A 22,971-nucleotide genomic window follows, 5' to 3' on the forward strand; every position below is an offset into this window, starting at 1 on the left:
TTCACGCCCGTCTCGCTATTGAGATGCCGCCTTGTCGTTTAGAACAGTGGGAACGTTATGGATAAACTCACACCGCTCAAACCGCTTCCTTCCCTGTGCGCCCTTGCCGCCACGCTGATCATCTGGTTCCTCATTCCCGTGCCGGAGGGCGTTGCGCCCAACGCCTGGCAACTGCTGGCGCTGTTTATCGGCACCATCATCGCCATCATTGGCAAAGCGATGCCGATCGGCGCGGTTTCGGTGATCGCCATCGCTCTGGTGGCGGTGACCGGCGTCACCAACCCCGGCAAGCCGGGCGCCGCGCTGGACGATGCGCTCAGCGGCTTTTCCAACCCGCTGATCTGGCTGATCGGCTTTTCGATCATGATCTCCCTCAGCCTGAACAAAACCGGGCTGGGCGCGCGCATCGGCTACTACTTTATTTCGCTGTTCGGCAAGAAAACGTTGGGCATCGCCTATGCGCTGACGCTGGCGGAAACCACGCTGGCGCCGGTGACGCCGAGCAACACCGCGCGCGGCGGCGGCATCATTCACCCGATCATGAAGTCGATCGCCGACAGCTTCGGCTCTAAACCCGAGCTCAATACCTCCGGCAAAATCGGCCGCTACCTGTCGTTGGTAAACTACAACATCAACCCGGTTACCTCGGCGATGTTTATCACCGCCACCGCGCCTAACCCGCTGATCGTCAGCCTGATCGCCAAAGGCACCCACGGCAGCTTCGAGCTGTCCTGGTCGATGTGGGCGATTGCCGCCCTGGTGCCGGGGCTGTGCTCGCTGATCGTGATGCCGCTGGTCATCTACCTGCTGTATCCGCCGGAGGTAAAAAGTACTCCGGACGCGCCGCGTTTCGCGCGCGACAAACTGCAGGCGCTGGGGCCGATAACGCTGCCGGAGAAAATCACCCTCGGGGTGTTCGCGCTGTTGCTGGCGTTGTGGGCCGGCATTCCGGCGATGATCTTCGGTCCGGCGCTGGCGGTCAATCCCACCACCGCGGCGCTGATCGGCCTGGCGGTGCTGCTGGCCACCGGCGTGCTGAGCTGGGAGGATGTGCTCAAGCATAAAGGCGCGTGGGACACCGTGGTGTGGTTCTCGGCGCTGGTGATGATGGCCAGCTTCCTCGGCAAGCTGGGGCTGATCGGCTGGCTGTCGCAAACCGTGGGCAACGGCATCGACCATATGGGCATGAGCTGGGTGGGCGGCACGATCTTGCTGACCCTCATCTATTTGTATTCGCACTATTTCTTCGCCAGCACCACCGCGCACGTGACGGCGATGTTCGCTGCCTTCTTCGCCGCCGGCATCGCGCTCGGCGCGCCACCGGCGCTGCTGGGCCTGATCCTGGCGTTCTCTTCCTCGCTGATGATGTCGCTGACGCATTACGGTACCGGCACCGCGCCGATCATCTTTGGCTCCGGCTACGTGACGCTGGGGGAATGGTGGAAAGCGGGATGGGTGATGAGCGTGGTTAACCTGTTGATCTGGATCCTGATCGGTGGGGCGTGGTGGAAGCTGCTGGGCTACTGGTGATACCCGTCATACTTGAAACTGCCGCCGTGTTGGCTGTGTAAGTGCACCCCTGTCACTTAGTACACTAAGCTCCAGGGGATTGACTTACTTGCCGCCTTGCCGCAGTTCCAATTATTTAGGGTATTCGCCAACGATCAGTTCAGAAACGCCGGCTGCTGCGCTTCGTAGCGGGAGATGTCCGCTTCGTGCTGCAGCGTCAGACCGATGCTGTCCAGCCCGTTGATCATGCAGTGGCGGCGGAAGCTGTCGATTTCGAACGGATAGCTTTTGCCGCCGGCGTTGACCGTCTGGTTCTCCAGATCCACCACGAACGCCGTCCCCTCGTTGGCGTCCACCAGCTTGAACAGCTCATCCACCTGCTGCTCGCTCAGCGTCACCGGCAACAGCTGGTTGTTGAACGAGTTGCCGTAGAAGATATCGGCGAAGCTCGGCGCGATCACCACTTTGAACCCGTAATCGGTCAGCGCCCAGGGCGCGTGTTCGCGCGAGGAACCGCAGCCGAAGTTCTCGCGCGCCAACAGGATACTCGCGCCTTTATAGCGCGGTTTATTCAGCACGAACTCCGGGTTCGGCTGCTGGCCGGCGTCGTCGAGGAAACGCCAGTCGTTGAACAGGTGCTGGCCGAAGCCGGTGCGGGTGACCTTCTGTAAAAACTGTTTGGGAATAATGGCGTCGGTATCGACGTTGGCCGCATCCAAAGGCACCACTAAGCCGGTATGTTGAGTAAATTTAGCCACGTTAGCCCCTTAGTGAATATCACGGATGTCGGCGAAGTGACCGGCAACGGCGGCCGCGGCGGCCATCGCCGGGCTGACCAGATGGGTGCGCCCACCGCGGCCCTGACGCCCTTCGAAGTTACGGTTGCTGGTGGACGCGCAGCGCTCGCCCGGATTCAGACGGTCGTTGTTCATCGCCAGACACATCGAGCAGCCCGGCAAACGCCATTCGAAACCGGCTTCGATAAAGATTTTGTCCAACCCTTCGGCTTCCGCCTGGGCTTTCACCGGGCCGGAGCCCGGCACCACGATAGCTTGCACGCCGCTGGCGACCTTGCGCCCCTTGGCGATCGCCGCCGCCGCGCGCAGATCTTCGATGCGTGAGTTGGTGCAGGAACCGATGAACACTTTGTCGATCGGCACGTCGGTCAACTTGATGCCCGGCTTCAAATCCATATAGGCCAGCGCTTTCTCGGCGGAGGCGCGCTCGACCGGATCGCTGAACGACTCCGGCGCCGGGATCGCCTGATTGACGGCGATCACCTGGCCGGGGTTGGTGCCCCAGGTGACCTGCGGCGCGATCTCTTCGGCGTGCAGCGTCACCACGGTATCGAATTGGGCGTCGGCATCGGACCTCAGCGTGCGCCAATAGGCGACCGCCTGCTCCCAGTTTTCGCCGGTTGGTGCGAACTGACGCCCTTTCAGGTAGGCGAAGGTGGTGTCGTCCGGCGCGACCAGCCCGGCTTTGGCGCCCATTTCGATCGCCATATTGCACAGGGTCATGCGGCCTTCCATGCTCAACGCTTCGATTGCCTTGCCGCAGAACTCCACCACGTGGCCGGTGCCGCCGGCGCTGCCGGTTTTGCCGATCACCGCCAGCACGATGTCTTTGGCGGTAATGCCCTCGGCGGCATCGCCGGTGACTTCAATCTTCATGGTCTTGGCGCGGCCCTGTTTCAGGGTCTGGGTCGCCAGCACGTGCTCCACCTCGGAGGTGCCGATGCCGAACGCCAGCGAGCCGAAAGCGCCGTGGGTGGCGGTGTGCGAGTCGCCGCAGACGATGGTCATGCCCGGCAGCGTCATGCCTTGCTCAGGCCCGATCACGTGCACGATGCCCTGGAACGGGTGATTCAGGTCATACAGCGAAACGCCGAATTCCGCGCAGTTCTTGATCAGCTCCTGCATCTGGATGCGTGCCATCTCGCCGCTGGCGTTGATGTCTTTGGTCTGGGTCGACACGTTGTGATCCATGGTGGCGAAGGTTTTGCCGGGCTGGCGCACCTTGCGGCCCATGGCACGCAGGCCGTCGAACGCCTGCGGCGAAGTGACTTCGTGCACCAGGTGACGGTCAATATACAGCAACGGCGTTTCGTTCGGCGCTTCGTGCACCACGTGGGCGTCGTACAGCTTCTGGTATAAGGTTTTGGCCATGTTATGCCCCCTGAGCTACAAAGCGAGCGATGATGTCGCCCATTTCATCGGTGCTGACGGCTTTACCATCACCGGCCAGATCGGCGGTGCGGTAGCCCTGTTCCAACGCCTGGTTGATGGCGCGCTCCACGGCGTCGGCCGCTTCATCGGCGCCCAGGCTGTAACGCAGCAGCAGGGTGGCGGACAGGATCTGCGCAATCGGGTTGGCGATGCCTTTGCCTGCAATATCCGGCGCGGAACCGCCCGCCGGTTCGTACAGGCCGAAGCCTTGCTCGTTCAGGCTGGCGGACGGCAACATGCCCATCGAGCCGGTGATCATCGCACACTCGTCGGACAGGATGTCGCCGAACAGGTTGGAGCACAGCAGTACGTCGAACTGGGACGGATCCTTGATCAGCTGCATGGTGGCGTTGTCGATATACATGTGCGACAGCGACACGTCCGGGTAATCTTTGGCGACCTGATTGACCACTTCACGCCACAGGATGGAGCTTTGCAGCACGTTGGCCTTGTCAATCGACGTCACTTTGTGGCGGCGCTTGCGGGCGGATTCGAAGGCGATGCGCGCGATGCGTTCAATCTCGAAACGGTGATACACCTCGGTATCGAAAGCGCGCTCCTGCATGCCCTGGCCTTCGCGGCCCTTCGGCTGGCCGAAGTAGATGCCGCCGGTCAGTTCGCGCACGCACAGAATGTCGAAGCCGCGGGCGGCGATGTCGGCGCGCAGCGGGCAGAATGCCTCCAGCCCTTGATACAGGCGCGCCGGGCGCAGGTTGCTGAACAGCTTGAAGTGCTTGCGCAGCGGCAACAGCGCGCCGCGCTCCGGCTGCTCAGCCGGCGGCAGATGTTCCCATTTCGGGCCGCCTACCGATCCGAACAGGATGGCGTCGGCCTGCTCGCAGCCGGCGACGGTCGCCGGCGGCAGCGGGCTGCCGTGGCGATCGATGGCGATGCCGCCGACGTCGTACTCGGCGGTGGTGATGCGAATATCAAAGCGTTGACGCACCGCGTCCAACACTTTGCGCGCCTGAGCCATTACTTCCGGGCCGATGCCGTCTCCGGGCAAGACGGCAATGTGATAAGTCTTCGTCATGTTCACACCGTTTCCTGATTATTTTGATGTTTGTTTTGCTGCAGACGCTGCTTTTCTTTTTCTACCTGCTGTGAGCGCCAAATATTGTTCAACACGTGCACCATCGCCTTGGCGGAGGATTCGACGATGTCGGTCGCCAGACCTACGCCGTGGAAGCGGCGGCCGTTGTAAGAGACCACGATATCCACCTGGCCCAGCGCGTCGCGGCCATGGCCCTTGGCGGTCAGCTGGTACTTCACCAGCTCGATCGGGTAGTCGGTGATGCGATTGATTGCCTGATAAACCGCATCGACCGGGCCGTTGCCGGTGGCGGCTTCGGCTTTCTCTTCGCCGCCGCAGATCAGTTTCACCGAGGCGGTGGCCATGATGCTGCTGCCGGACTGCACGCTGAAGTAGCCCAGGCTGAAGTGCTCCGGCTCTTCCTGCTGTTTGTTGATGAAGGCCAGCGCCTCCAGGTCATAGTCGAATACCTGGCCCTTTTTGTCGGCCAGCTTCAGGAAGGCGGCGTACAGGGTATCCAGGTTGTAGTCCTGCTCCTGGTAGCCCATCTCTTCCATGCGGTGTTTCACCGCCGCGCGGCCGGAGCGGGAGGTCAGGTTCAACTGCACGTCTTTCAGGCCGATCGACTGCGGGGTCATGATTTCGTAGTTTTCGCGGTTCTTCAGCACGCCGTCCTGGTGAATGCCGGAGGAGTGGGCGAAGGCGTTGGAGCCGACGATCGCCTTGTTGGCCGGGATCGGCATGTTGCACAGCTGGCTGACGATCTGGCTGGTGCGGAAGATTTCCTGATGATTGATGTTGGTGTGCACGTTCATGATGTCCTGGCGCACTTTAATCGCCATGATCACCTCTTCCAGCGAACAGTTGCCGGCGCGCTCACCGATGCCGTTCAGGGTGCCTTCCACCTGACGGGCGCCGGCCTGGACCGCGGCGATGGAGTTGCCGACCGCCATGCCCAAATCGTCGTGGCAGTGCACGGAGATGATGGCTTTGTCGATGTTCGGCACGCGGTCATACAAGGTGGTGATGATGCCACCGAACTGGTTCGGCGTGGTGTAACCGACGGTGTCCGGAATATTGATGGTGGTGGCGCCGGCGTTGATGGCGGCTTCGACCACGCGACACAGATTGTCGATCGGCGTGCGGCCGGCGTCTTCACAGGAGAACTCTACGTCGTCGGTGTAGTTGCGGGCGCGTTTGACCGAGCGCACCGCCATCTCCAACACTTCGTCGAACGAGCGTTTCAGCTTCGATTCGATGTGCAGGGTCGAGGTGGCCAGGAATACGTGGATGCGGAACGCTTCGGCGACGCGCAGCGCTTCGGCGGCCACGTCGATGTCTTTATCCACGCAGCGGGCCAGGCCGCAGACGCGGCTGTTCTTGATCTGACGCGCGATGGTTTGCACCGACTCGAAGTCGCCCGGCGAAGAGACCGGGAAGCCGACCTCCATCACGTCGACGCCCATTCTCTCCAGCGCCAGCGCAATCTGAATCTTCTCTTTTACGCTCAGGCTGGCCTGCAATGCCTGTTCGCCATCACGCAGCGTGGTATCGAAAATAATGACTTGTTGGCTCATCGGTGCATTCCTTATCGTGTTGATTTCACGCTAAGCGGGCAAAAAAAAACCCGCGCAGTAGCGCGGGTTTCTTATGGGTGATCGGCTGAGTCAGCTCCGAACTTCGTCCACAGGGATACCGCGCAAACAAGATGCGTTAAGTAGTAGGCCTAGTAGACGGTGAGTACGGATCATAAGGGTTCAGCTTCTCTTAAATGGGGTGTCTGCCTAATTTGATACGTGATTGCCCTGGCGATGTCAACACCTGATTGAATGCGGGGACAATGCATCGGCTAATCGGCCGAACAGAGGATCATGCGGCAAAAAAGCGACGCCCTAGAGAAAAAACGGGTCCAGTTTGCGTGCTGCTTAGCATAAACGAATCGAATATAGACTGCGCTAATTGCTTCTGGATTTCGTTGCGTTAAGATTTGTGATTAAAAAATAAGAGGGATTAATCACGGGGAGTAATAAAATAACATTTTTAATACAAATGATTTAAATTGAATCCATATGAACAATTGATTGTTTTAGTCATAATATAACAAAATAATGCGTTTTTACACAAAGTGAGCGGTGTTTTTAGATGGTTTGATTGCTTATGATGTGTTTTTATAGTTTGTCTCATACAGTGCGGCTACGTTGTTTAATTGTATTAATCATTTTTGATACCTAATTATTAGTACTACCCAGGTGGCATTCTTCTCGTTGACGGGGGAAGCTGCTGACATGTATTCCATATACGACTTATATCGTGTCGATAACACGAGGTTTTTTATCGGTTGATGACGGTAATGGCAGGATTTGTCGTGCAAAGATAAGACAATGCGGCGTTTCATTGTTTGTCGAGCATAAGGATTAGATTATCTACACAGGATTTAGTGGAGTGAAATATGGCTGAATATGATTCAGAAATCGCCATGGTCAAAGAGCCGGCGGACATTCATTTGCGCAGCGTCGATCTTAATTTGCTGACGGTGTTTGACGCCGTGATGCAAATGCAAAATATTACGCGAGCCGCTAATTCGTTAGGGATGTCGCAGCCGGCAGTGAGCAACGCGGTAGCGCGCCTGAAGGTGATGTTCAACGACGAACTGTTCGTGCGCTGCGGGCGCGGGATCCAGCCCACCATGCGGGCCAGGCAGCTGTTTGGTCCGGTGCGGCAAGCGCTGCAGCTGGTGCAGAATGAGTTGCCGGGTGCCGAGTTCGAGCCGCTGACCAGCACGCGAGCGTTCTCTCTTTCGCTGTGCAGCCCGCTCGACTTGCGCCTGGGCGCTGGGATAATCAATCACGTCAAACAGATCGCACCGCAGCTTAATCTGCAAATAAAGTCATACATTAACAATAATATCGAACATCAATTGCGTTATCAGGACGTCGAGTTTGTCATCGGCTACAGCCGTTTCGAATCAGCGGAGTTTCGCAGCCTGGCGATGTTCGACGACGAATTAGTGCTGGCGGTTGCGCAGGCGCACCCGAGAATGGGCGAGGAGGCGACGCCGGAGCACATGCTGGCCGAGCAGCACGCCGTGGTTTCCCTGGAAAGTTTTGGATCGTTCAGTAAACCTTTTTATTTAGAGGAGCCGATGCTGCGCGCCGTGACGCAACAGTGCACGGATCTCTACAGCGTGTTGAATATGGTGTCGCAAACGGAAATGGTGGCGATTGCGCCCGCCTGGTTGGTGCGACAGCAGACGGAGGCATTGAAAATAAAGGCGGTTCCTTTATGTGGCAATGATAATAAAGCCACCTGCTATCTCTCTTGGCATGAATCCTCCGAGCGGGATAAAGGCCATCAGTGGATGAAATCCGTCCTGATTGAGGCAGGCAACCCAAAGTAAAGCGATAAAAAATGGAAGCCACATAAAGATAATATTCAACTGAGCGTTTTTTTCTCATGATAAAAACTAAGAACTATCTGTGTTTTTATTAAGATGTTTCTTGGTTTTACGGTGATAAAATAACTTATTTTCAGAGTGAGTTTGTTCGTTCAGCAAAAATAATTAATATAAATTAATATTCTGATTTTTACTTTTCGACTGGTATTTTAAACTAACTCGATGCGGCGGCCCGAACGGGCCGCGTTTTACTGCCATCAGCAAACCTTTTCCTCCCCGTTTTGTCCAACCGATGAAAGTGCGGAAGTCGGACTGAGTTTTGGCTCACACTTCTACGCTGAAATTGCTTTTCCCTCTGCCTGAGAGTAGGTAGACTGCGCAGAAAAAAGTAAACACGTGTAAGCTGAGATGAGAGCCGTAAGGCGTCGTTCAGGCTTAACTGTTTGATTCATTCCAGGCTTAGAGCACTATGATCACTAATCTGCTGCAATACCATTTGATCCATCGTATACAGCATCAAATCATCCACCGAGCCGATCGCACAGCTTTTCGCCAATGGTCGCCCAACGGCGAGTTGCAACTGACCTGGGGAGAGGCCGCCACCCGCATCGATCGCATTGCTGCCGGACTGCTGGGGTTGGGCGTCGAAGTGCAAGAACGCATCGGTATTTTCGCCAATAACACGATGGCCTGGGCGTTGACCGATCTCGCTATCCTTCACCTGCGCGGCATCAGCGTACCGCTCTATTCCACCAATACGCCGGCGCAGGCGGCGTTCGTCACCAACGACGCCGACATCCGTATACTGTTCGTCGGCGAGCAGGCGCAGCTTGACGCCGCCATCGCGCTGCGCGGCGTCTGCCCACAGCTGCGCCATATTGTCGTCTTCGACGAGGATGCCGATCTGCGCGGCTGCGAGATCGCACAGCATCTGAGCGCCTTCGAACGCGCTGCCGATCCGGCGGCTTTTGCCGCTCAACGTCTGCAGCGTATTGAAGAGTGCGACCTGCAGGATCTCTTCACCCTGATCTATACCTCGGGTACTACCGGCGAGCCGAAAGGGGTGATGCTGGACTACCGCAACCTGGCGGCGCAGCTCTACCTGCATGATGAAAGACTGACGGTCGGCGAAGAGGATGTGTCGCTCAGCTTCCTGCCGCTGTCGCACGTGTTCGAACGTGCCTGGAGCTTCTTTGTGATGCATTCCGGCGCGCAGAACGTTTTCCTGCCGAACACCGACTGGGTGCGGGAAGCGATGGGGCAGGTCCGCCCGACGCTGATGTGTGCGGTGCCGCGTTTCTACGAGAAGATTTTCAGCGCGGTGCACGAAAAAGTGGCGCGCGCGCCTTGGCTGCGCCGTGCGTTGTTCCACTGGGCGATCGTCTGCGGCGAGCGCAAATTCCTGCAGGAGCGCGCCGGCAAACCGTTGGGCAAAGTGTTCGACTTCACCCACCGCTGGGCCGATAAGCTGGTGTTGAGCAAGCTGCGCGGTATCCTCGGCGGCCGGGTGCGCTTTCTGCCGGCGGCGGGCGCCAAGCTGGACGACAATGTGATCCTGTTTTTCCAGGCGATGGGCGTCAACATCAAGTACGGTTACGGCATGACCGAAACCTGTGCGACCGTCTCCTGCTGGGAAGAGGGGCATTTCCGCTTCGGCTCCATCGGCAAACCGCTGCCGGAGGTCGAGGTGCGCATTGGCGAGGAAAATGAAATCCAGGTGCGCGGGCCGATCGTGATGCGCGGCTATTTCAACAAACCGTTGGAAACCGCCGCGACCTTTACCGAGGACGGCTGGCTGAAAACCGGCGACGCCGGGGCGATCGATGAAGAGGGCAACCTGTTCATCACCGAACGCCTGAAGGATTTGATGAAAACCTCCGGCGGCAAGTATATCGCGCCACAAATGCTGGAAGGCACGCTGGCGCAGGATCGCTTTATCGAGCAGGTGGCGATCATCGCCGATGCGCGTAAATTCGTTTCCGCGCTGATCGTGCCGTGCTTTGAGTCGCTGGAAGAGTATGCGAAGTCAGTGAACCTGAAATACCAGGATCGCCTGGAACTGCTGCGCAACGGCGAGATCCTCGAGATGTTCGAAAAGCGCCTGCGCGAGATGCAAAAGGAGCTGGCTCGCTTCGAACAGGTGAAGAAGTTCACGCTGCTGCCGGCGGCCTTTTCGATGGAGCTGGGGGAGTTGACGCCAACGCTCAAGCTGCGCCGCAAGGTGATCCTGCAGCGCTATCAGCGCGAAATCGACTCGATGTACCAGGAACAGGCCTGACGCCGCCGCCGGGCCATGCATCCGGTGAAAAAAGCGGCATATCCTTCACCTGATTTAGTTCTGTAATTTCCCCCCTGTTCGAAACAATGCCTAGCCTGACAACCCTGAGGCTAGCGCATTGTTTTTATAAAGCCGCGATCGCCAGCCGCTTGGCAATAACCCCGCTACCGTTAAGCCATTTTGCCGTTTGCCTGCCCCATATTCTGACGTTATGTTAATTCGATAGCGACAACCCATAAAAACTTTGGGGCATTGCCCCGCAGCAGGCGCTACGTTCCGGCGCCAGACAAGAATAAGCAAGCCTGGAGGCAAACCCATGGAGATGTTGTCAGGAGCCGAGATGGTCGTCCGATCGTTGATCGATCAGGGCGTTAAGCATGTATTCGGCTACCCCGGCGGGGCGGTGCTCGATATCTACGACGCCCTGCATACGGTTGGAGGGATCGATCATATTCTGGTGCGCCATGAGCAGGGCGCGGTGCACATGGCCGACGGCTACGCACGCGCCACCGGTGAAGTGGGCGTGGTGCTGGTGACCTCCGGCCCCGGCGCCACCAACGCCATTACCGGCATCGCCACTGCCTACATGGACTCGATCCCGATGGTGGTGCTGTCGGGGCAGGTGCCCAGCTCGCTGATCGGCTACGACGCCTTCCAGGAGTGCGATATGGTGGGGATTTCGCGCCCGGTGGTGAAGCACAGCTTCCTGGTAAAACGTACCGAAGACATCCCGGCGGTGCTGAAGAAGGCGTTCTACCTGGCTTCCAGCGGCCGCCCCGGCCCGGTGGTGATCGATCTGCCGAAAGATATCGTCGGCCCGGCGGTGCGGATGCCTTATGCCTACCCGCAGGACGTGAGCATGCGTTCTTATAACCCGACGGTGCAGGGCCACCGCGGGCAGATCAAACGCGCGTTGCAAACCATTCTGGCGGCCAAAAAGCCGGTGATGTACGTCGGCGGCGGCGCGATCAGCGCCGGTTGCGAAGCCGAACTGTTGGCGTTGGCGGAACAGCTGAACCTGCCGGTGACCAGCAGCCTGATGGGATTGGGCGCTTTTCCCGGTACCCATCGCCAGAGCGTCGGCATGCTCGGCATGCACGGCACCTATGAAGCCAATAAAACCATGCACCATGCTGACGTGATCTTCGCCGTCGGCGTGCGTTTCGACGATCGCACCACCAATAATCTGGCCAAATACTGCCCTGACGCCACCGTGCTGCACATCGATATCGATCCGACCTCGATCTCCAAAACGGTGGACGCCGATATTCCGATCGTCGGCGATGCCAGGCAGGTGTTGGTTCAGATGTTGGAGCTGTTGGCTCAGGGCGAGAAAGCGCAGGATCACGACGCGCTGCGTGACTGGTGGCAGTCTATCGAGCAGTGGCGTGCCCGCGACTGCCTGGGTTACGACAAGCACAGCGGCACCATCAAACCGCAAGCGGTGATCGAAACCCTGCACCGCCTGACCAAAGGCGACGCCTATGTCACCTCGGACGTGGGCCAGCACCAGATGTTCGCCGCGCTCTATTATCCGTTCGATAAACCGCGCCGCTGGATCAACTCTGGCGGCCTCGGCACCATGGGCTTCGGTTTGCCGGCGGCATTGGGCGTCAAGCTGGCGCTGCCGGAGGAAACCGTGGTGTGCGTGACCGGCGACGGCAGCATTCAAATGAACATTCAGGAGCTGTCCACCGCGCTGCAATATAACCTCCCGGTGGTGGTAGTGAACCTCAACAACCGCTATCTGGGCATGGTTAAACAGTGGCAGGACATGATTTATTCCGGCCGTCACTCGCAGTCCTACATGGATTCGCTGCCGGACTTCGTCAAGCTGGCCGAGGCTTACGGCCATGTCGGCATCGCCATCCGCACGCCGGATGAACTGGAGAGCAAGCTGGCGCAGGCGCTGGCGGAAAAAGAGCGGCTGGTGTTCGTCGACGTGACCGTCGATGAAACTGAACATGTTTACCCGATGCAGATCCGCGGCGGAAGCATGGACGAAATGTGGCTTAGCAAAACGGAGAGGACCTGATCATGCGCCGTATTTTATCTGTCTTGCTGGAAAACGAATCCGGTGCCTTGTCGCGCGTGATCGGGCTGTTCTCCCAGCGCGGTTATAACATCGAGAGCCTGACGGTGGCGCCGACCGACGATCCGACGCTGTCGCGCATGACTATCCAGACCGTCGGCGACGAGAAAGTGCTGGAGCAGATTGAGAAGCAGTTGCACAAGCTGGTGGACGTGCTGCGCGTCAGCGAGCTGGTGCAGGGCGCCCACGTCGAGCGCGAGATCATGCTGGTGAAGCTGCAGGCCAGCGGCTACGGCCGTGAAGAGGTGAAGCGCTGCGCCGATATTTTCCGCGGCCAGATCGTCGATGTGACGGCGACGCTGTACACGGTACAGCTGGCCGGCACCAGCGACAAGCTCGACGCCTTCCTCAGCGCGGTGCGTGAAGTGGCGGAGATCGTGGAAGTGGCCCGTTCCGGCGTGGTTGGCGTGTCGCGCGGCGACAAAATCATGCGCTGAGCGCGCTCTGGTGGTGAATAATCGGGGGCGCGGCGTGGCTGCGCCCTTTGTTTTTCGGTATTTTTTGCCCGATTGCTGGCACCTTTCGGCAAAAGCGGTTGCTAGGCAGTGTTTTCTGCTGTTAGATCGCAGAGGCTGGATTGAATAACCGCACGGGATGTCATGGTTAATCCGAGCACAGCCTTCACTTCTATTTTCAGCGTCATTAAGGGGTTCATGTGAAACTGGATGAAATCGCGCGTCTCGCGGGCGTTTCGCGCACGACGGCCAGTTATGTCATCAACGGCAAGGCGAAGCAGTATCGTGTCAGCGATAAAACCGTCGAGAAAGTGATGGCCGTGGTCAGGGAGCATAACTATCACCCGAATGCCGTCGCGGCGGGGCTGCGCGCCGGGCGTACCCGTTCTATCGGTCTGGTGATCCCGGATCTGGAAAATACCAGCTATACCCGCATCGCCAACTACCTGGAACGCCAGGCGCGCCAGCGTGGCTACCAATTGCTGATCGCCTGTTCCGAAGATCAGCCGGACAACGAAATGCGCTGCATCGAGCACCTGCTGCAGCGCCAGGTGGATGCCATTATCGTCTCCACCGCCTTGCCGCCGGAGCATCCCTTCTATCAACGCTGGGCCAACGATCCGCTGCCGATCATCGCGCTGGACCGCGCGCTGGATCGCGAGCATTTCATCAGCGTCGTCGGGGCCGATCAGGAAGATGCCTTTGCTTTGGCGCAGGAGCTGCGCACCTTCCCGGCGGAATCGGTGCTGTATCTGGGCGCCTTGCCGGAGCTTTCGGTGAGCTTCCTGCGCGAGCAGGGGTTCCGTCAGGCCTGGCAAGAGGATCCCCGCCACGTCGATTACCTGTACGCCAACAGCTATGAACGTGAAGCCGCCGGCGCGCTGTTTGCCGAATGGCTGAAAACACACCCGATGCCGCAGGCGTTGTTTACCACCTCGTTCTCGCTGTTGCAGGGCGTGATGGACGTGACGCTGAAGCAACGTGGCCGTTTGCCGACCGATCTGGCGATTGCCACCTTCGGTGACCATGAACTGTTGGATTTTCTCGAGTGCCCGGTGCTCGCGGTGGCGCAGCGCCATCGTGACGTGGCCGAACGCGTGCTGGAGCTGGTGTTGGCCAGTCTGGACGAACCGCGTAAACCCAAACCGGGTTTGACGCGTATCCGCCGCAATCTGTTCCGCCGCGGCAGCCTGAGCCGCAAATAGTTCGCACTACGGGAGCTCGCTTTGGCGAGCTCCTGGTTTAGACATAGCCCGCCACCCGGAACAGCCGTCGGCAATATTCCAGGAAATAGCCATACACCACGCCCATTGCCATGGAAACCAGCGCATTACTGGTCACCGCCGCCAGCATTTGTGGGCCGTCGGCGCCTACGCTCCACAGAATGGCGGCATAAACCGGCGACTGGAAGCTGACGTAGGCCAGCAGATCGGCAAGGTTGCGCAGCAGGAACTGGCCGCGCGGGCAGCGGCGCGCCGTGCGAATAAACAGATCGCGATAGCGGCCGTAAGGCCAGGCGATCAGAATGTTGACCGGGATCGACAGCAGGCGCGAAGAGAGGGATTGCTGGAAGCTCATGCCGGAGATCAACACTTCTATCGCCATACCGGCGATAAAGCAGTACACCACCAGTGCGAACGTATCGGCAGCGGCGCTACGCCAGTGAGCGGCGGGCGAAAGCATGCACTCTCTCCTTTCTTTGTTAATATTCTGTTGGATTTATTGTTTTTGGCTGTTAATTCTAGTTTTTTGCGTTTTATATAGTGTACTAATCCGTCGTGTGTTTTTTAACTAGATTTATATTTTTATTTTTAACATTTGTTCGGTTTTTGTCCCGCAGAACTGGGGCACAGGATGGGGCGGGGAGATTAAAATCGGTGTTTTTAAATAAGTCCATTAAAAACATGCAGTTGCGATTTTTGGTGTTTGAAGAGGATTTTTTCCGGCAAAAATTGTGGAAATAAAGGTGTAAGAAAATGAAACCATAATTGTAAACAGGTATTTTGGGAATAATCTTACCAAATTGATTTAAATCGAAATTACTTCTGCTCGTAATATCCGAGCCATTTATTTTCGCCGTGCTCTCATCATGGCGGTACAAATTGAAGTAAAATAGCGCGCAGTTTCACGGTGAATAACGATTGAGCGTTATTAACTCAAGGGGTTATGGCCTTATTCTGCGGTCGATTCGTCAGGCGCCGAGCCTTGGCGGGCGCGGGGCGGCAGCGGTTACAGCCCTGAGATTGCCGAGCTGAAAAATGAGACATGGCTTGCAGAAGGAAGTAATGAGTTAATTAATCGCCAGTTCGTCAGGTTTTTAATCAGATTCTTTCCGCTTAGAAAATTCTCTCCGTTTATCATGGTGTTAATTTTTAATCGTCGAATTATCAGAGTTTCTTTCGCGAGTCAGCTCCCAAAATGACCAGAGAAATATTGCCAAAGCGCTGGCGCTCTGGCTTGACAAGGTTTTCATACCCTCCGTAAACTCCATTGTGTGGGAATTTGTGGGGTAAAGTGGTGAAAACGGTCACTAAGGGGTAGCTCAGGAATGTTCCGTGGAGCGACGATGGTCAACCTCGACAGCAAAGGGCGGCTCGCCGTACCTACCCGATATCGGGAATTGCTCAACGAGGAATCGCAAGGCCAAATGGTCTGTACCATTGACCTCCATCAGCCCTGCCTGCTGCTTTATCCTTTGCCCGAATGGGAAATTATTGAACAAAAATTATCACGTCTGTCGAGCATGAATCCCGCCGAGCGCCGCGTTCAGCGCCTGCTGCTGGGGCATGCCAGTGAGTGTCAGATGGATAGTGCCGGTCGTTTGCTGTTAGCCAATACGCTGCGGCAGCACGCCGGACTCACGAAAGAAGTGATGCTGGTCGGTCAGTTCAACAAGTTTGAACTGTGGGATGAACAGACCTGGTATCAACAAGTCAAGGATGATATTGACGCTGAACAGTCGACTCAGGAACCGTTGTCTGAGCGGCTACAGGACTTGTCGCTATAAGCATGTTGGAAAACTATAAACACACCACCGTCCTGCTGGACGAAGCCGTCAACGGCCTCAACATCCGCAGCAACGGCATATATATCGACGGTACTTTTGGTCGCGGTGGCCATTCTCGTCTGATTCTGTCCCAGCTGGGGCCGGAAGGGCGCTTGCTGGCGATTGACCGTGACCCTCAGGCGATTGCAGCCGCCAAATCTATTGAAGATCCTCGTTTTACCATCGTACACGGCCCATTCTCCGAGTTGTCGCACTACGTGCGGGAACGTGAACTGGTGGGCAAGATCGACGGCGTTCTGCTCGATCTGGGCGTTTCCTCGCCGCAGCTTGACGACGCAGAGCGCGGGTTCTCCTTTATGCGCGACGGTCCGCTGGACATGCGTATGGATCCGTCCACCGGCCTGTCCGCCGCAGAGTGGCTGATGAAGGCCGAAGCGGACGACATCGCTTGGGTGCTGAAAACCTTTGGCGAAGAGCGTTTCGCCAAGCGCATCGCACGCGCCATCGTGGAAAGAAACCGCGTGGAGCCGATGACGCGCACCAAAGAGTTGGCGGATCTGATTGCCGATGCCAGCCCGTTCCGTGAAAAGCACAAGCATCCGGCGACGCGCAGCTTCCAGGCGATTCGTATCTATATCAACAGCGAGCTGGAAGAGATCGAGCGTGCGCTCGACGGCGCGCTGGAAGTGCTGGCCCCACAGGGCCGTTTGTCGATCATCAGCTTCCACTCGCTGGAAGACCGCATCGTCAAACGCTTTATGCGTCACCACAGCCGCGGCGCTCAGGTGCCGGCGGGAATTCCGTTGACCGAAGAGCAACTGCGCAGCATGGGCGGGCGAACGCTGAAAGCGCTGGGCAAAATGATGCCGTCGGAAGCGGAAGTGGCGGACAACCCGCGTGCGCGCAGCTCGGTGCTGCGTATTGCTGAGAGGATGCCCGCGTGATTGGCAACGAACGTCACGGCCTGGTCGGGGTGATTGGCGGCGATCTGCTGCGCAACGCCAAGATCCCCCTGATTTTACTGATTGCGTCACTGGTCTCTGCGGTTTTCGTGGTGACCACCGCGCACCGTACCCGCCTGCTGACCGCCGAGCGCGAACAGCTGGTTCTGGAGCGCGATGCGCTGGATATCGAGTGGCGCAACCTGATTTTAGAAGAGAACGCCCTCGGCGATCACAGCCGGGTTGAACGTATCGCGACAGAAAAACTGCAGATGCAACACGTTGATCCATCGCAGGAAAATATCATCGTTAAACAATGAATGGTTTAACCGGAATAATGACACGGAGTAGAAAGGAAACGCATGAAAGCAGCGCGCCCCGGTAAGTTGAGACGCCAGGAAGATCAGGCCAGCTTTGTCAGCTGGCGTTTTGCGTTGCTGTGCGGCTGCATTTTGCTGGCGATGGTTGGCCTGATGCTGCGCGTCGCGTACCTGCAGGTCATCAATCCCGATCGGCTGGTAAAAGAAGGCGACATGCGTTCGTTGCGCGTGCAGGAAGTGCCGACCGCGCGCGGCATGATCAGCGATCGCGCCGGCCGGCCGTTGGCGGTCAGCGTGCCGGTAAATGCGGTGTGGGCGGATCCGAAAGAGCTGAACGAGCGCGGCGGCATCACCCTGGACAGCCGTTGGAAAGCGCTTTCCGATGCGCTGAACATCCCGTTGGACCAACTCTCCAACCGCATCAACGCCAACCCGAAAGGGCGCTTCGTTTATCTGGCTCGCCAGGTGAACCCGGCGATCGGCGACTACATCCACAAGCTCAAGCTGCCGGGGATCTATCTGCGGCAGGAATCACGCCGTTACTATCCGGCAGGGCAGGTGACGTCGCACATCATCGGCGTGACCAACATCGACGGGCAAGGCATCGAAGGCGTCGAGAAGAGCTTTGACCGCTGGCTGACCGGGCAACCGGGCGAGAGAACGGTGCGTAAGGACCGCTTCGGCCGGGTGATCGAAGATATCTCCTCCGTCGACAGCCAGGCGGCGCACAACCTGGTGCTGAGTGTCGATGAACGCCTGCAGGCGCTGGTGTATCGCGAACTGAACAACGCGGTGGCGTTCAACAAGGCCGAGTCGGGCACCGCGGTGCTGATCGACGTGAACACCGGCGAAGTGCTGGCGATGGCCAACAGCCCGTCTTACAACCCGAACAACATGGCCGGTACGCCGAAAGAGACCATGCGTAACCGTGCCATCACCGATATTTTTGAACCCGGTTCAACCGTGAAGCCGATGGTGGTGATGACCGCGCTGCAAAACGGCGTGGTGAGAGAAAACAGCGTGCTGAACACCATCCCGTACCGCATTCAGGGCCACGAGATCAAAGACGTGGCGCGGTACTCGGAGCTGTCATTGACCGGGATCTTGCAGAAGTCGAGTAACGTCGGTGTTTCAAAGCTGGCGTTAGCGATGCCGTCCTCAGCGTTAGTAGATACTTACTCTCGTTTTGGGCTGGGAAAAGCGACCAATTTGGGGCTGGTCGGAGAAAGCAGTGGCATATACCCAAAAAAACAACGGTGGTCTGACATAGAGAGGGCCACCTTCTCTTTCGGCTACGGGCTGATGGTAACTCCGTTACAGTTGGCGCGAGTCTATGCAACGATCGGCAGCCTGGGCGTGTATCGCCCATTGTCGATCACCAAGGTTGACCCTCCGGTCGCCGGCGAACGCGTTTTCCCTGAACCTCTGGTGCGCACCGTGGTGCACATGATGGAAAGCGTGGCCTTGCCGGGTGGCGGCGGCGTGAAAGCCGCCATCAAGGGATACCGTATCGCCATCAAAACCGGTACCGCGAAAAAAGTGGGCCCGGACGGCAAGTACGTCAACCGATACATCGCTTATACCGCCGGCGTCGCGCCGGCAAGTAATCCCCGTTTTGCCCTCGTGGTCGTCATCAACGACCCGCAGGGCGGGAAATATTATGGTGGCGCAATCTCCGCGCCGGTGTTCGGTGCCATTATGGGTGGCGTATTGCGCACCATGAACGTCGAGCCTGACGCGTTGCCTACCGGTGACAAAAGCGAATTAGTGATTAACAAGAAAGAGGGTTCAGGTGGCAGATCGTAATTTGCGCGACTTACTCGCCCCGTGGGTGCCGACGGCACCCGGGCGCGCGCTGCGGGAAATGACATTAGACAGCCGTGTGGCGGCTGCCGGGGATCTGTTTGTCGCCGTTGTCGGCCATCAAACGGATGGACGCCGCTATATTCCGCAGGCCATCGCGCAGGGCGTCGCCGCCGTGATCGCCGAAGCTGACGGCCAGGCCGAAGACGGCGCCATCGTTGAAATGCACGGCGTGCCGGTGATCTACCTGAGCCAACTGAACCAGCGCCTTTCCGCGCTGGCCGGGCGTTTTTACCACCAGCCGGGCGAGCGTCTGCGTCTGGTCGGCGTGACCGGCACCAACGGCAAAACCACCACCACGCAGCTGTTGGCGCAGTGGAGCCAACTGCTGGGCGAAACCAGCGCGGTGATGGGCACCGTCGGCAACGGCCTGCTGGGCCAGGTGTGTCCGACCGAGAATACCACCGGTTCTGCGGTGGATGTTCAACACGTATTAAACGAGCTGGCGGAACAGGGCGCGACCTTCGCCGCCATGGAAGTTTCTTCCCACGGTCTGGTGCAACACCGGGTGGCGGCGCTGCCGTTCGCCGCGGCGGTCTTCACCAACCTGAGCCGCGATCACCTTGATTACCACGGTGACATGGCCAATTACGAGGCGGCCAAATGGTCGCTGTTCGCCGGCCACAGCGTGGGGCAGGCAATCATCAATGCCGACGATGACGTCGGTCAGCGCTGGCTGAGCAAGTTGCCGGATGCGGTGGCGGTGACGATGCAGGACAACCTGCAGCCGGGCTGCCACGGCCGCTGGCTGAAAACCACGGCGGTCGATTATCACGACAACGGCGCCACCGTTCGTTTCAGCTCCAGCTGGGGCGACGGCGAAATCGAAAGCCGCCTGATGGGCGCGTTCAACGTCAGCAACCTGCTGTTGGCCTTGGCGACGCTGCTGTCGCTGGGCTATCCGCTGGAGGCGCTGGTGGAAACCGGGAGCCGCCTGCAGCCGGTCTGCGGCCGCATGGAAGTGTTCAACGCGCCGGGCAAACCGACGGTAGTGGTGGATTACGCCCACACGCCGGATGCGCTGGAGAAAGCGCTGGAAGCCGCGCGCCTGCACTGCCAGGGGCAGCTGTGGTGCGTGTTCGGCTGCGGCGGCGATCGCGACAAGGGCAAGCGCCCGCTGATGGGCGGCATCGCCGAGCAATTCGCCGATCGCGTGGTGATCACCGATGACAACCCGCGTACCGAAGAGCCGCGCGCGATTATCAACGACATCCTGACCGGATTGCTGGATGCCGGGCAGGCGCTGGTGATCCACGGCCGCGCCGAAGCGGTGACCAGCGCCATCATGCAGGCGCAGGAACAGGATGTGGTGTTGGTGGCAGGCAAAGGCCACGAAGATTATCAGCTGGTGGGCAACCGCCGCCTGGATTACTCCGACCGCACGACGGTCGCCCGACTGCTGGGGGTGCTGGCATGATCCCTGTCTCTCTTCAGACACTGGCTGAGGTATTGAGCGCTGAACTGATTGGCGCCGATTGCCAAATTGTCGAGGTGACGACAGACACCCGCAAGGTGACCGCCGGTTGCCTGTTTGTGGCGCTGAAAGGCGAGCGTTTCGACGCTCACGACTTCGCGGCGGATGCCATAGTCGCAGGCGCCGGGGCGCTGCTGGTCAGTAAGCGCTTATTGGTGGACGTGCCGCAGCTGGTGGTGCAAGACACCCGTCTGGCGCTGGGGCAGCTTGGCGCCTGGGTGCGTCAGCAGGTGCCGGCGCGCGTGGTGGCGCTGACCGGTTCCTCGGGCAAGACATCGGTGAAAGAAATGACCGCCGCCATTCTGCGCGAATGCGGCGAAGTGCTGTATACCGCCGGCAACTTCAATAACGACATCGGCGTGCCGCTGACGCTGTTGCGTTTGGAGCCGCAGCATGATTTTGCCGTGATAGAGCTGGGCGCTAACCATATTGGCGAAATCGCTTACACCACCGCATTGACCCGTCCGCAGACCGCTTTGGTGAACAACCTAGCGGCGGCGCACTTGGAAGGCTTCGGCTCGCTGGCCGGCGTCGCGCAGGCGAAAGGTGAAATCTTTACCGGCCTGCCGGCCGACGGCGTGGCGATCATCAACGCCGACAACAACGACTGGCCGCACTGGCAGAGCATGTTGGGCGGCAAAACCGTCTGGCGCTTCTCGCCGCAGGCTGCCGAAGGCGTGGACTTCTTCGCGGACGACGTGCGGGTGAACGGTGCAGGCACGCAGTTCACGCTGCACAGCCCGTTCGGCACCGCCGAGATCGCGCTGCCGCTGCCGGGGCGCCACAACGTGGCCAACGCGCTGGCGGCGACGGCGTTGGCGATGTCGGTGGGCGCCACCCTCGAAGCGGTGCGTCAGGGGCTGAAACAGCTGCAGGCGGTGCCGGGGCGTCTGTTCCCGGTGGCACTGGCCGAAGGCAAGCTGCTGCTGGACGACAGCTATAACGCCAACGTCGGGTCGATGACCGCGGCGGCGCAGGTGCTGGCAGAGATGCCGGGCTACCGCGTGATGGTGGTCGGCGATATGGCCGAGCTGGGTGCGGAAGCGGAAGAATGCCACCGTCAGGTGGGCGAAGCCGCCCGTCTGGCCGGGGTCGACAAAGTGATCAGCGTCGGCGGTTTGAGCCGCGTGCTGAGCGAAGCGTCCGGCAATGGCGAACATTATCAAGACAAGACAGCAGTGATCGCGCGCGTGGCGGAATTACTGTCGGAACATGCGGTCATTACCGTGTTAATCAAAGGTTCACGTAGTGCCGCAATGGAGCAGGTAGTACGCGCGTTACAGGAGAAAGCACCATGTTAGTTTGGCTGGCCGAGCATTTGGTCAAGTATTACTCAGGCTTCAACGTCTTTTCTTATCTGACGTTCCGAGCCATTGTCAGCCTGCTGACCGCGCTGTTCCTGTCGCTGTGGATGGGCCCGCGGGTGATCAAGCGCCTGCAAGAAATGTCCTTCGGCCAGGTGGTGCGTAACGACGGCCCCGAGTCGCACTTCAGCAAGCGCGGCACGCCGACCATGGGCGGCATCATGATCCTGACCTCCATCACCATTTCGGTGCTGATGTGGGCCTACCCGTCCAACCCGTATGTCTGGTGCGTGCTGTTCGTGCTGGTGGGTTACGGCATCGTCGGTTTCGTCGACGACTACCGCAAGGTGGTGCGCAAAGACACCAAAGGGCTGATCGCCCGCTGGAAGTATTTCTGGCAGTCGGTGATTGCGCTGATTGTCGCATTCGCCATGTACGCCGTCGGAAAAGACACGCCAGCCACCGAGCTGGTTGTGCCGTTCTTTAAGGACGTGATGCCGCAGCTGGGCCTGCTGTATATCCTGCTGGCCTATTTCGTGATCGTCGGCACCAGCAACGCGGTCAACCTGACCGACGGCCTGGACGGCCTGGCTATCATGCCGACGGTATTCGTGGCGGCCGGCTTCGCGCTGGTGGCCTGGGCGACCGGTAACATGAACTTCGCCAACTACCTGCATATTCCGTATCTGCGTCATGCCGGTGAGTTGGTGATCGTGTGTACCGCCATCGTCGGCGCCGGCCTCGGGTTCCTGTGGTTCAACACTTACCCGGCCCAGGTGTTTATGGGCGACGTCGGTTCGTTGGCGCTGGGCGGCGCGCTGGGCACCATCGCGGTGCTGCTGCGTCAGGAGTTCTTGTTGGTGATCATGGGCGGCGTATTCGTGGTAGAGACGCTGTCGGTGATCCTGCAGGTGGGATCGTTCAAGCTGCGCGGGCAACGCATTTTCCGCATGGCGCCGATTCACCACCACTATGAATTGAAAGGCTGGCCGGAACCGCGCGTTATCGTGCGCTTCTGGATCATTTCGCTGATGCTGGTGCTGATTGGCCTGGCAACGCTGAAGGTGCGTTAA

General features: G+C 58.8%; 18 protein-coding genes. 13 read left to right on the top strand and 5 right to left on the bottom strand.

Annotated features, from left to right (window positions below; all coding sequences use genetic code 11):
* The first annotated feature begins 57 nt into the window (after nucleotides 1-57).
* The gene (locus tag QDT79_RS07800; RefSeq protein ID WP_063991418.1) at nucleotides 58-1,530 is read left to right on the top strand and encodes a DASS family sodium-coupled anion symporter; all 1,473 of its coding nucleotides are present in this window, start codon (nucleotides 58-60) and stop codon (nucleotides 1,528-1,530) included.
* Between the two features lie 134 nt (nucleotides 1,531-1,664).
* Here the strand turns inward: QDT79_RS07800 and leuD are convergent, their stop codons facing one another.
* Genes leuD through leuA form a run of 4 tightly spaced genes read right to left on the bottom strand, consistent with a single transcriptional unit; the run spans nucleotide 1,665 to nucleotide 6,347 of the window.
* Nucleotides 1,665-2,267: a 3-isopropylmalate dehydratase small subunit gene (gene leuD / locus QDT79_RS07805; RefSeq protein WP_063991417.1), complete on the bottom strand. Its 603-nt coding sequence runs from the start codon at nucleotides 2,265-2,267 to the stop codon at nucleotides 1,665-1,667.
* A 9-nt stretch (nucleotides 2,268-2,276) separates the two neighbouring features.
* Nucleotides 2,277-3,677, bottom strand: a complete 1,401-nt coding sequence (gene leuC / locus QDT79_RS07810) for a 3-isopropylmalate dehydratase large subunit (RefSeq protein WP_308316367.1) — start codon at nucleotides 3,675-3,677, stop codon at nucleotides 2,277-2,279.
* Nucleotide 3,678: 1 nt separating this feature from the next.
* Nucleotides 3,679-4,770 carry a 3-isopropylmalate dehydrogenase gene (leuB, locus tag QDT79_RS07815; RefSeq protein WP_033649192.1) on the bottom strand — a complete coding sequence of 364 codons (1,092 nt, stop codon included), beginning with the start codon at nucleotides 4,768-4,770 and terminating at the stop codon, nucleotides 3,679-3,681.
* Nucleotides 4,771-4,772: 2 nt separating this feature from the next.
* A complete protein-coding gene (gene leuA / locus QDT79_RS07820) occupies nucleotides 4,773-6,347 on the bottom strand; it encodes a 2-isopropylmalate synthase (RefSeq protein ID WP_004932820.1) in 1,575 nt (524 codons plus the stop codon).
* A gap of 872 nt (nucleotides 6,348-7,219) precedes the next feature.
* On the opposite strand from leuA, the gene leuO reads away from it, so the two are divergent.
* The 5 genes from leuO (at nucleotide 7,220) to cra (ending at nucleotide 14,194) form a co-directional block, all read left to right on the top strand.
* Nucleotides 7,220-8,167 carry a transcriptional regulator LeuO gene (gene leuO / locus QDT79_RS07825; protein WP_063991416.1) on the top strand — a complete coding sequence of 316 codons (948 nt, stop codon included), beginning with the start codon at nucleotides 7,220-7,222 and terminating at the stop codon, nucleotides 8,165-8,167.
* Nucleotides 8,168-8,633: 466 nt separating this feature from the next.
* The gene (locus QDT79_RS07830) at nucleotides 8,634-10,442 is read left to right on the top strand and encodes an AMP-dependent synthetase/ligase (protein WP_197816886.1); all 1,809 of its coding nucleotides are present in this window, start codon (nucleotides 8,634-8,636) and stop codon (nucleotides 10,440-10,442) included.
* 316 nt (nucleotides 10,443-10,758) lie between these two features.
* Nucleotides 10,759-12,477, top strand: a complete 1,719-nt coding sequence (ilvI, locus tag QDT79_RS07835; RefSeq protein ID WP_063991414.1) for an acetolactate synthase 3 large subunit — start codon at nucleotides 10,759-10,761, stop codon at nucleotides 12,475-12,477.
* 2 nt (nucleotides 12,478-12,479) lie between these two features.
* Nucleotides 12,480-12,971, top strand: a complete 492-nt coding sequence (gene ilvN / locus QDT79_RS07840) for an acetolactate synthase small subunit (RefSeq protein WP_063991413.1) — start codon at nucleotides 12,480-12,482, stop codon at nucleotides 12,969-12,971.
* Between the two features lie 218 nt (nucleotides 12,972-13,189).
* Nucleotides 13,190-14,194 (top strand): catabolite repressor/activator, encoded by a 1,005-nt coding sequence (gene cra, locus QDT79_RS07845; protein WP_004932801.1) that lies wholly within the window; start codon nucleotides 13,190-13,192, stop codon nucleotides 14,192-14,194.
* A gap of 37 nt (nucleotides 14,195-14,231) precedes the next feature.
* Here the strand turns inward: cra and QDT79_RS07850 are convergent, their stop codons facing one another.
* On the bottom strand, nucleotides 14,232-14,672 hold the full coding sequence (locus QDT79_RS07850) for an L-alanine exporter AlaE (protein WP_077038650.1): 441 nt from the start codon (nucleotides 14,670-14,672) through the stop codon (nucleotides 14,232-14,234).
* Between the two features lie 865 nt (nucleotides 14,673-15,537).
* Between QDT79_RS07850 and mraZ the strand changes: the two genes are divergently transcribed.
* Genes mraZ through mraY form a run of 7 tightly spaced genes read left to right on the top strand, consistent with a single transcriptional unit; the run spans nucleotide 15,538 to nucleotide 22,971 of the window.
* Nucleotides 15,538-15,996, top strand: a complete 459-nt coding sequence (mraZ, locus tag QDT79_RS07855) for a division/cell wall cluster transcriptional repressor MraZ (RefSeq protein ID WP_025159638.1) — start codon at nucleotides 15,538-15,540, stop codon at nucleotides 15,994-15,996.
* 2 nt (nucleotides 15,997-15,998) lie between these two features.
* Complete coding sequence (gene rsmH / locus QDT79_RS07860) at nucleotides 15,999-16,940, top strand: 16S rRNA (cytosine(1402)-N(4))-methyltransferase RsmH (protein ID WP_049200285.1); 942 nt, start codon at nucleotides 15,999-16,001, stop codon at nucleotides 16,938-16,940.
* On the top strand, nucleotides 16,937-17,257 hold the full coding sequence (ftsL, locus tag QDT79_RS07865; protein ID WP_012005204.1) for a cell division protein FtsL: 321 nt from the start codon (nucleotides 16,937-16,939) through the stop codon (nucleotides 17,255-17,257). The genes rsmH and ftsL overlap by 4 nt, the downstream gene beginning before the upstream one ends.
* A gap of 42 nt (nucleotides 17,258-17,299) precedes the next feature.
* Nucleotides 17,300-19,063, top strand: coding sequence for a peptidoglycan DD-transpeptidase PBP3 (ftsI, locus tag QDT79_RS07870; protein WP_004932790.1), 1,764 nt, complete (start codon nucleotides 17,300-17,302; stop codon nucleotides 19,061-19,063).
* Nucleotides 19,050-20,537, top strand: a complete 1,488-nt coding sequence (murE, locus tag QDT79_RS07875; protein WP_063991411.1) for a UDP-N-acetylmuramoyl-L-alanyl-D-glutamate--2,6-diaminopimelate ligase — start codon at nucleotides 19,050-19,052, stop codon at nucleotides 20,535-20,537. The genes ftsI and murE overlap by 14 nt, the downstream gene beginning before the upstream one ends.
* Entirely contained in the window at nucleotides 20,534-21,895 is a 1,362-nt protein-coding gene (gene murF / locus QDT79_RS07880) for a UDP-N-acetylmuramoyl-tripeptide--D-alanyl-D-alanine ligase (RefSeq protein WP_063991410.1), read from the top strand. The genes murE and murF overlap by 4 nt, the downstream gene beginning before the upstream one ends.
* Nucleotides 21,889-22,971, top strand: coding sequence for a phospho-N-acetylmuramoyl-pentapeptide-transferase (gene mraY / locus QDT79_RS07885; RefSeq protein ID WP_004932782.1), 1,083 nt, complete (start codon nucleotides 21,889-21,891; stop codon nucleotides 22,969-22,971). The genes murF and mraY overlap by 7 nt, the downstream gene beginning before the upstream one ends.

The sequence above is a fragment of the Serratia marcescens genome, assembly GCF_029846115.1.
GTDB lineage: Bacteria > Pseudomonadota > Gammaproteobacteria > Enterobacterales > Enterobacteriaceae > Serratia > Serratia marcescens_L.

Coding starts and splice junctions, on each gene's coding strand:
- QDT79_RS07800 (WP_063991418.1), top strand. CDS start 58: ATGGATAAACTCACACCGCTCAAACCGCTTCCTTCCCTGTGCGCCCTT.
- leuB (WP_033649192.1), bottom strand. CDS start 4,770: ATGACGAAGACTTATCACATTGCCGTCTTGCCCGGAGACGGCATCGGC.
- mraZ (WP_025159638.1), top strand. CDS start 15,538: ATGTTCCGTGGAGCGACGATGGTCAACCTCGACAGCAAAGGGCGGCTC.
- ilvN (WP_063991413.1), top strand. CDS start 12,480: ATGCGCCGTATTTTATCTGTCTTGCTGGAAAACGAATCCGGTGCCTTG.
- murF (WP_063991410.1), top strand. CDS start 20,534: ATGATCCCTGTCTCTCTTCAGACACTGGCTGAGGTATTGAGCGCTGAA.
- mraY (WP_004932782.1), top strand. CDS start 21,889: ATGTTAGTTTGGCTGGCCGAGCATTTGGTCAAGTATTACTCAGGCTTC.
- ftsI (WP_004932790.1), top strand. CDS start 17,300: ATGAAAGCAGCGCGCCCCGGTAAGTTGAGACGCCAGGAAGATCAGGCC.
- rsmH (WP_049200285.1), top strand. CDS start 15,999: ATGTTGGAAAACTATAAACACACCACCGTCCTGCTGGACGAAGCCGTC.
- ilvI (WP_063991414.1), top strand. CDS start 10,759: ATGGAGATGTTGTCAGGAGCCGAGATGGTCGTCCGATCGTTGATCGAT.
- QDT79_RS07830 (WP_197816886.1), top strand. CDS start 8,634: ATGATCACTAATCTGCTGCAATACCATTTGATCCATCGTATACAGCAT.
- leuA (WP_004932820.1), bottom strand. CDS start 6,347: ATGAGCCAACAAGTCATTATTTTCGATACCACGCTGCGTGATGGCGAA.
- leuC (WP_308316367.1), bottom strand. CDS start 3,677: ATGGCCAAAACCTTATACCAGAAGCTGTACGACGCCCACGTGGTGCAC.
- leuO (WP_063991416.1), top strand. CDS start 7,220: ATGGCTGAATATGATTCAGAAATCGCCATGGTCAAAGAGCCGGCGGAC.
- QDT79_RS07850 (WP_077038650.1), bottom strand. CDS start 14,672: ATGCTTTCGCCCGCCGCTCACTGGCGTAGCGCCGCTGCCGATACGTTC.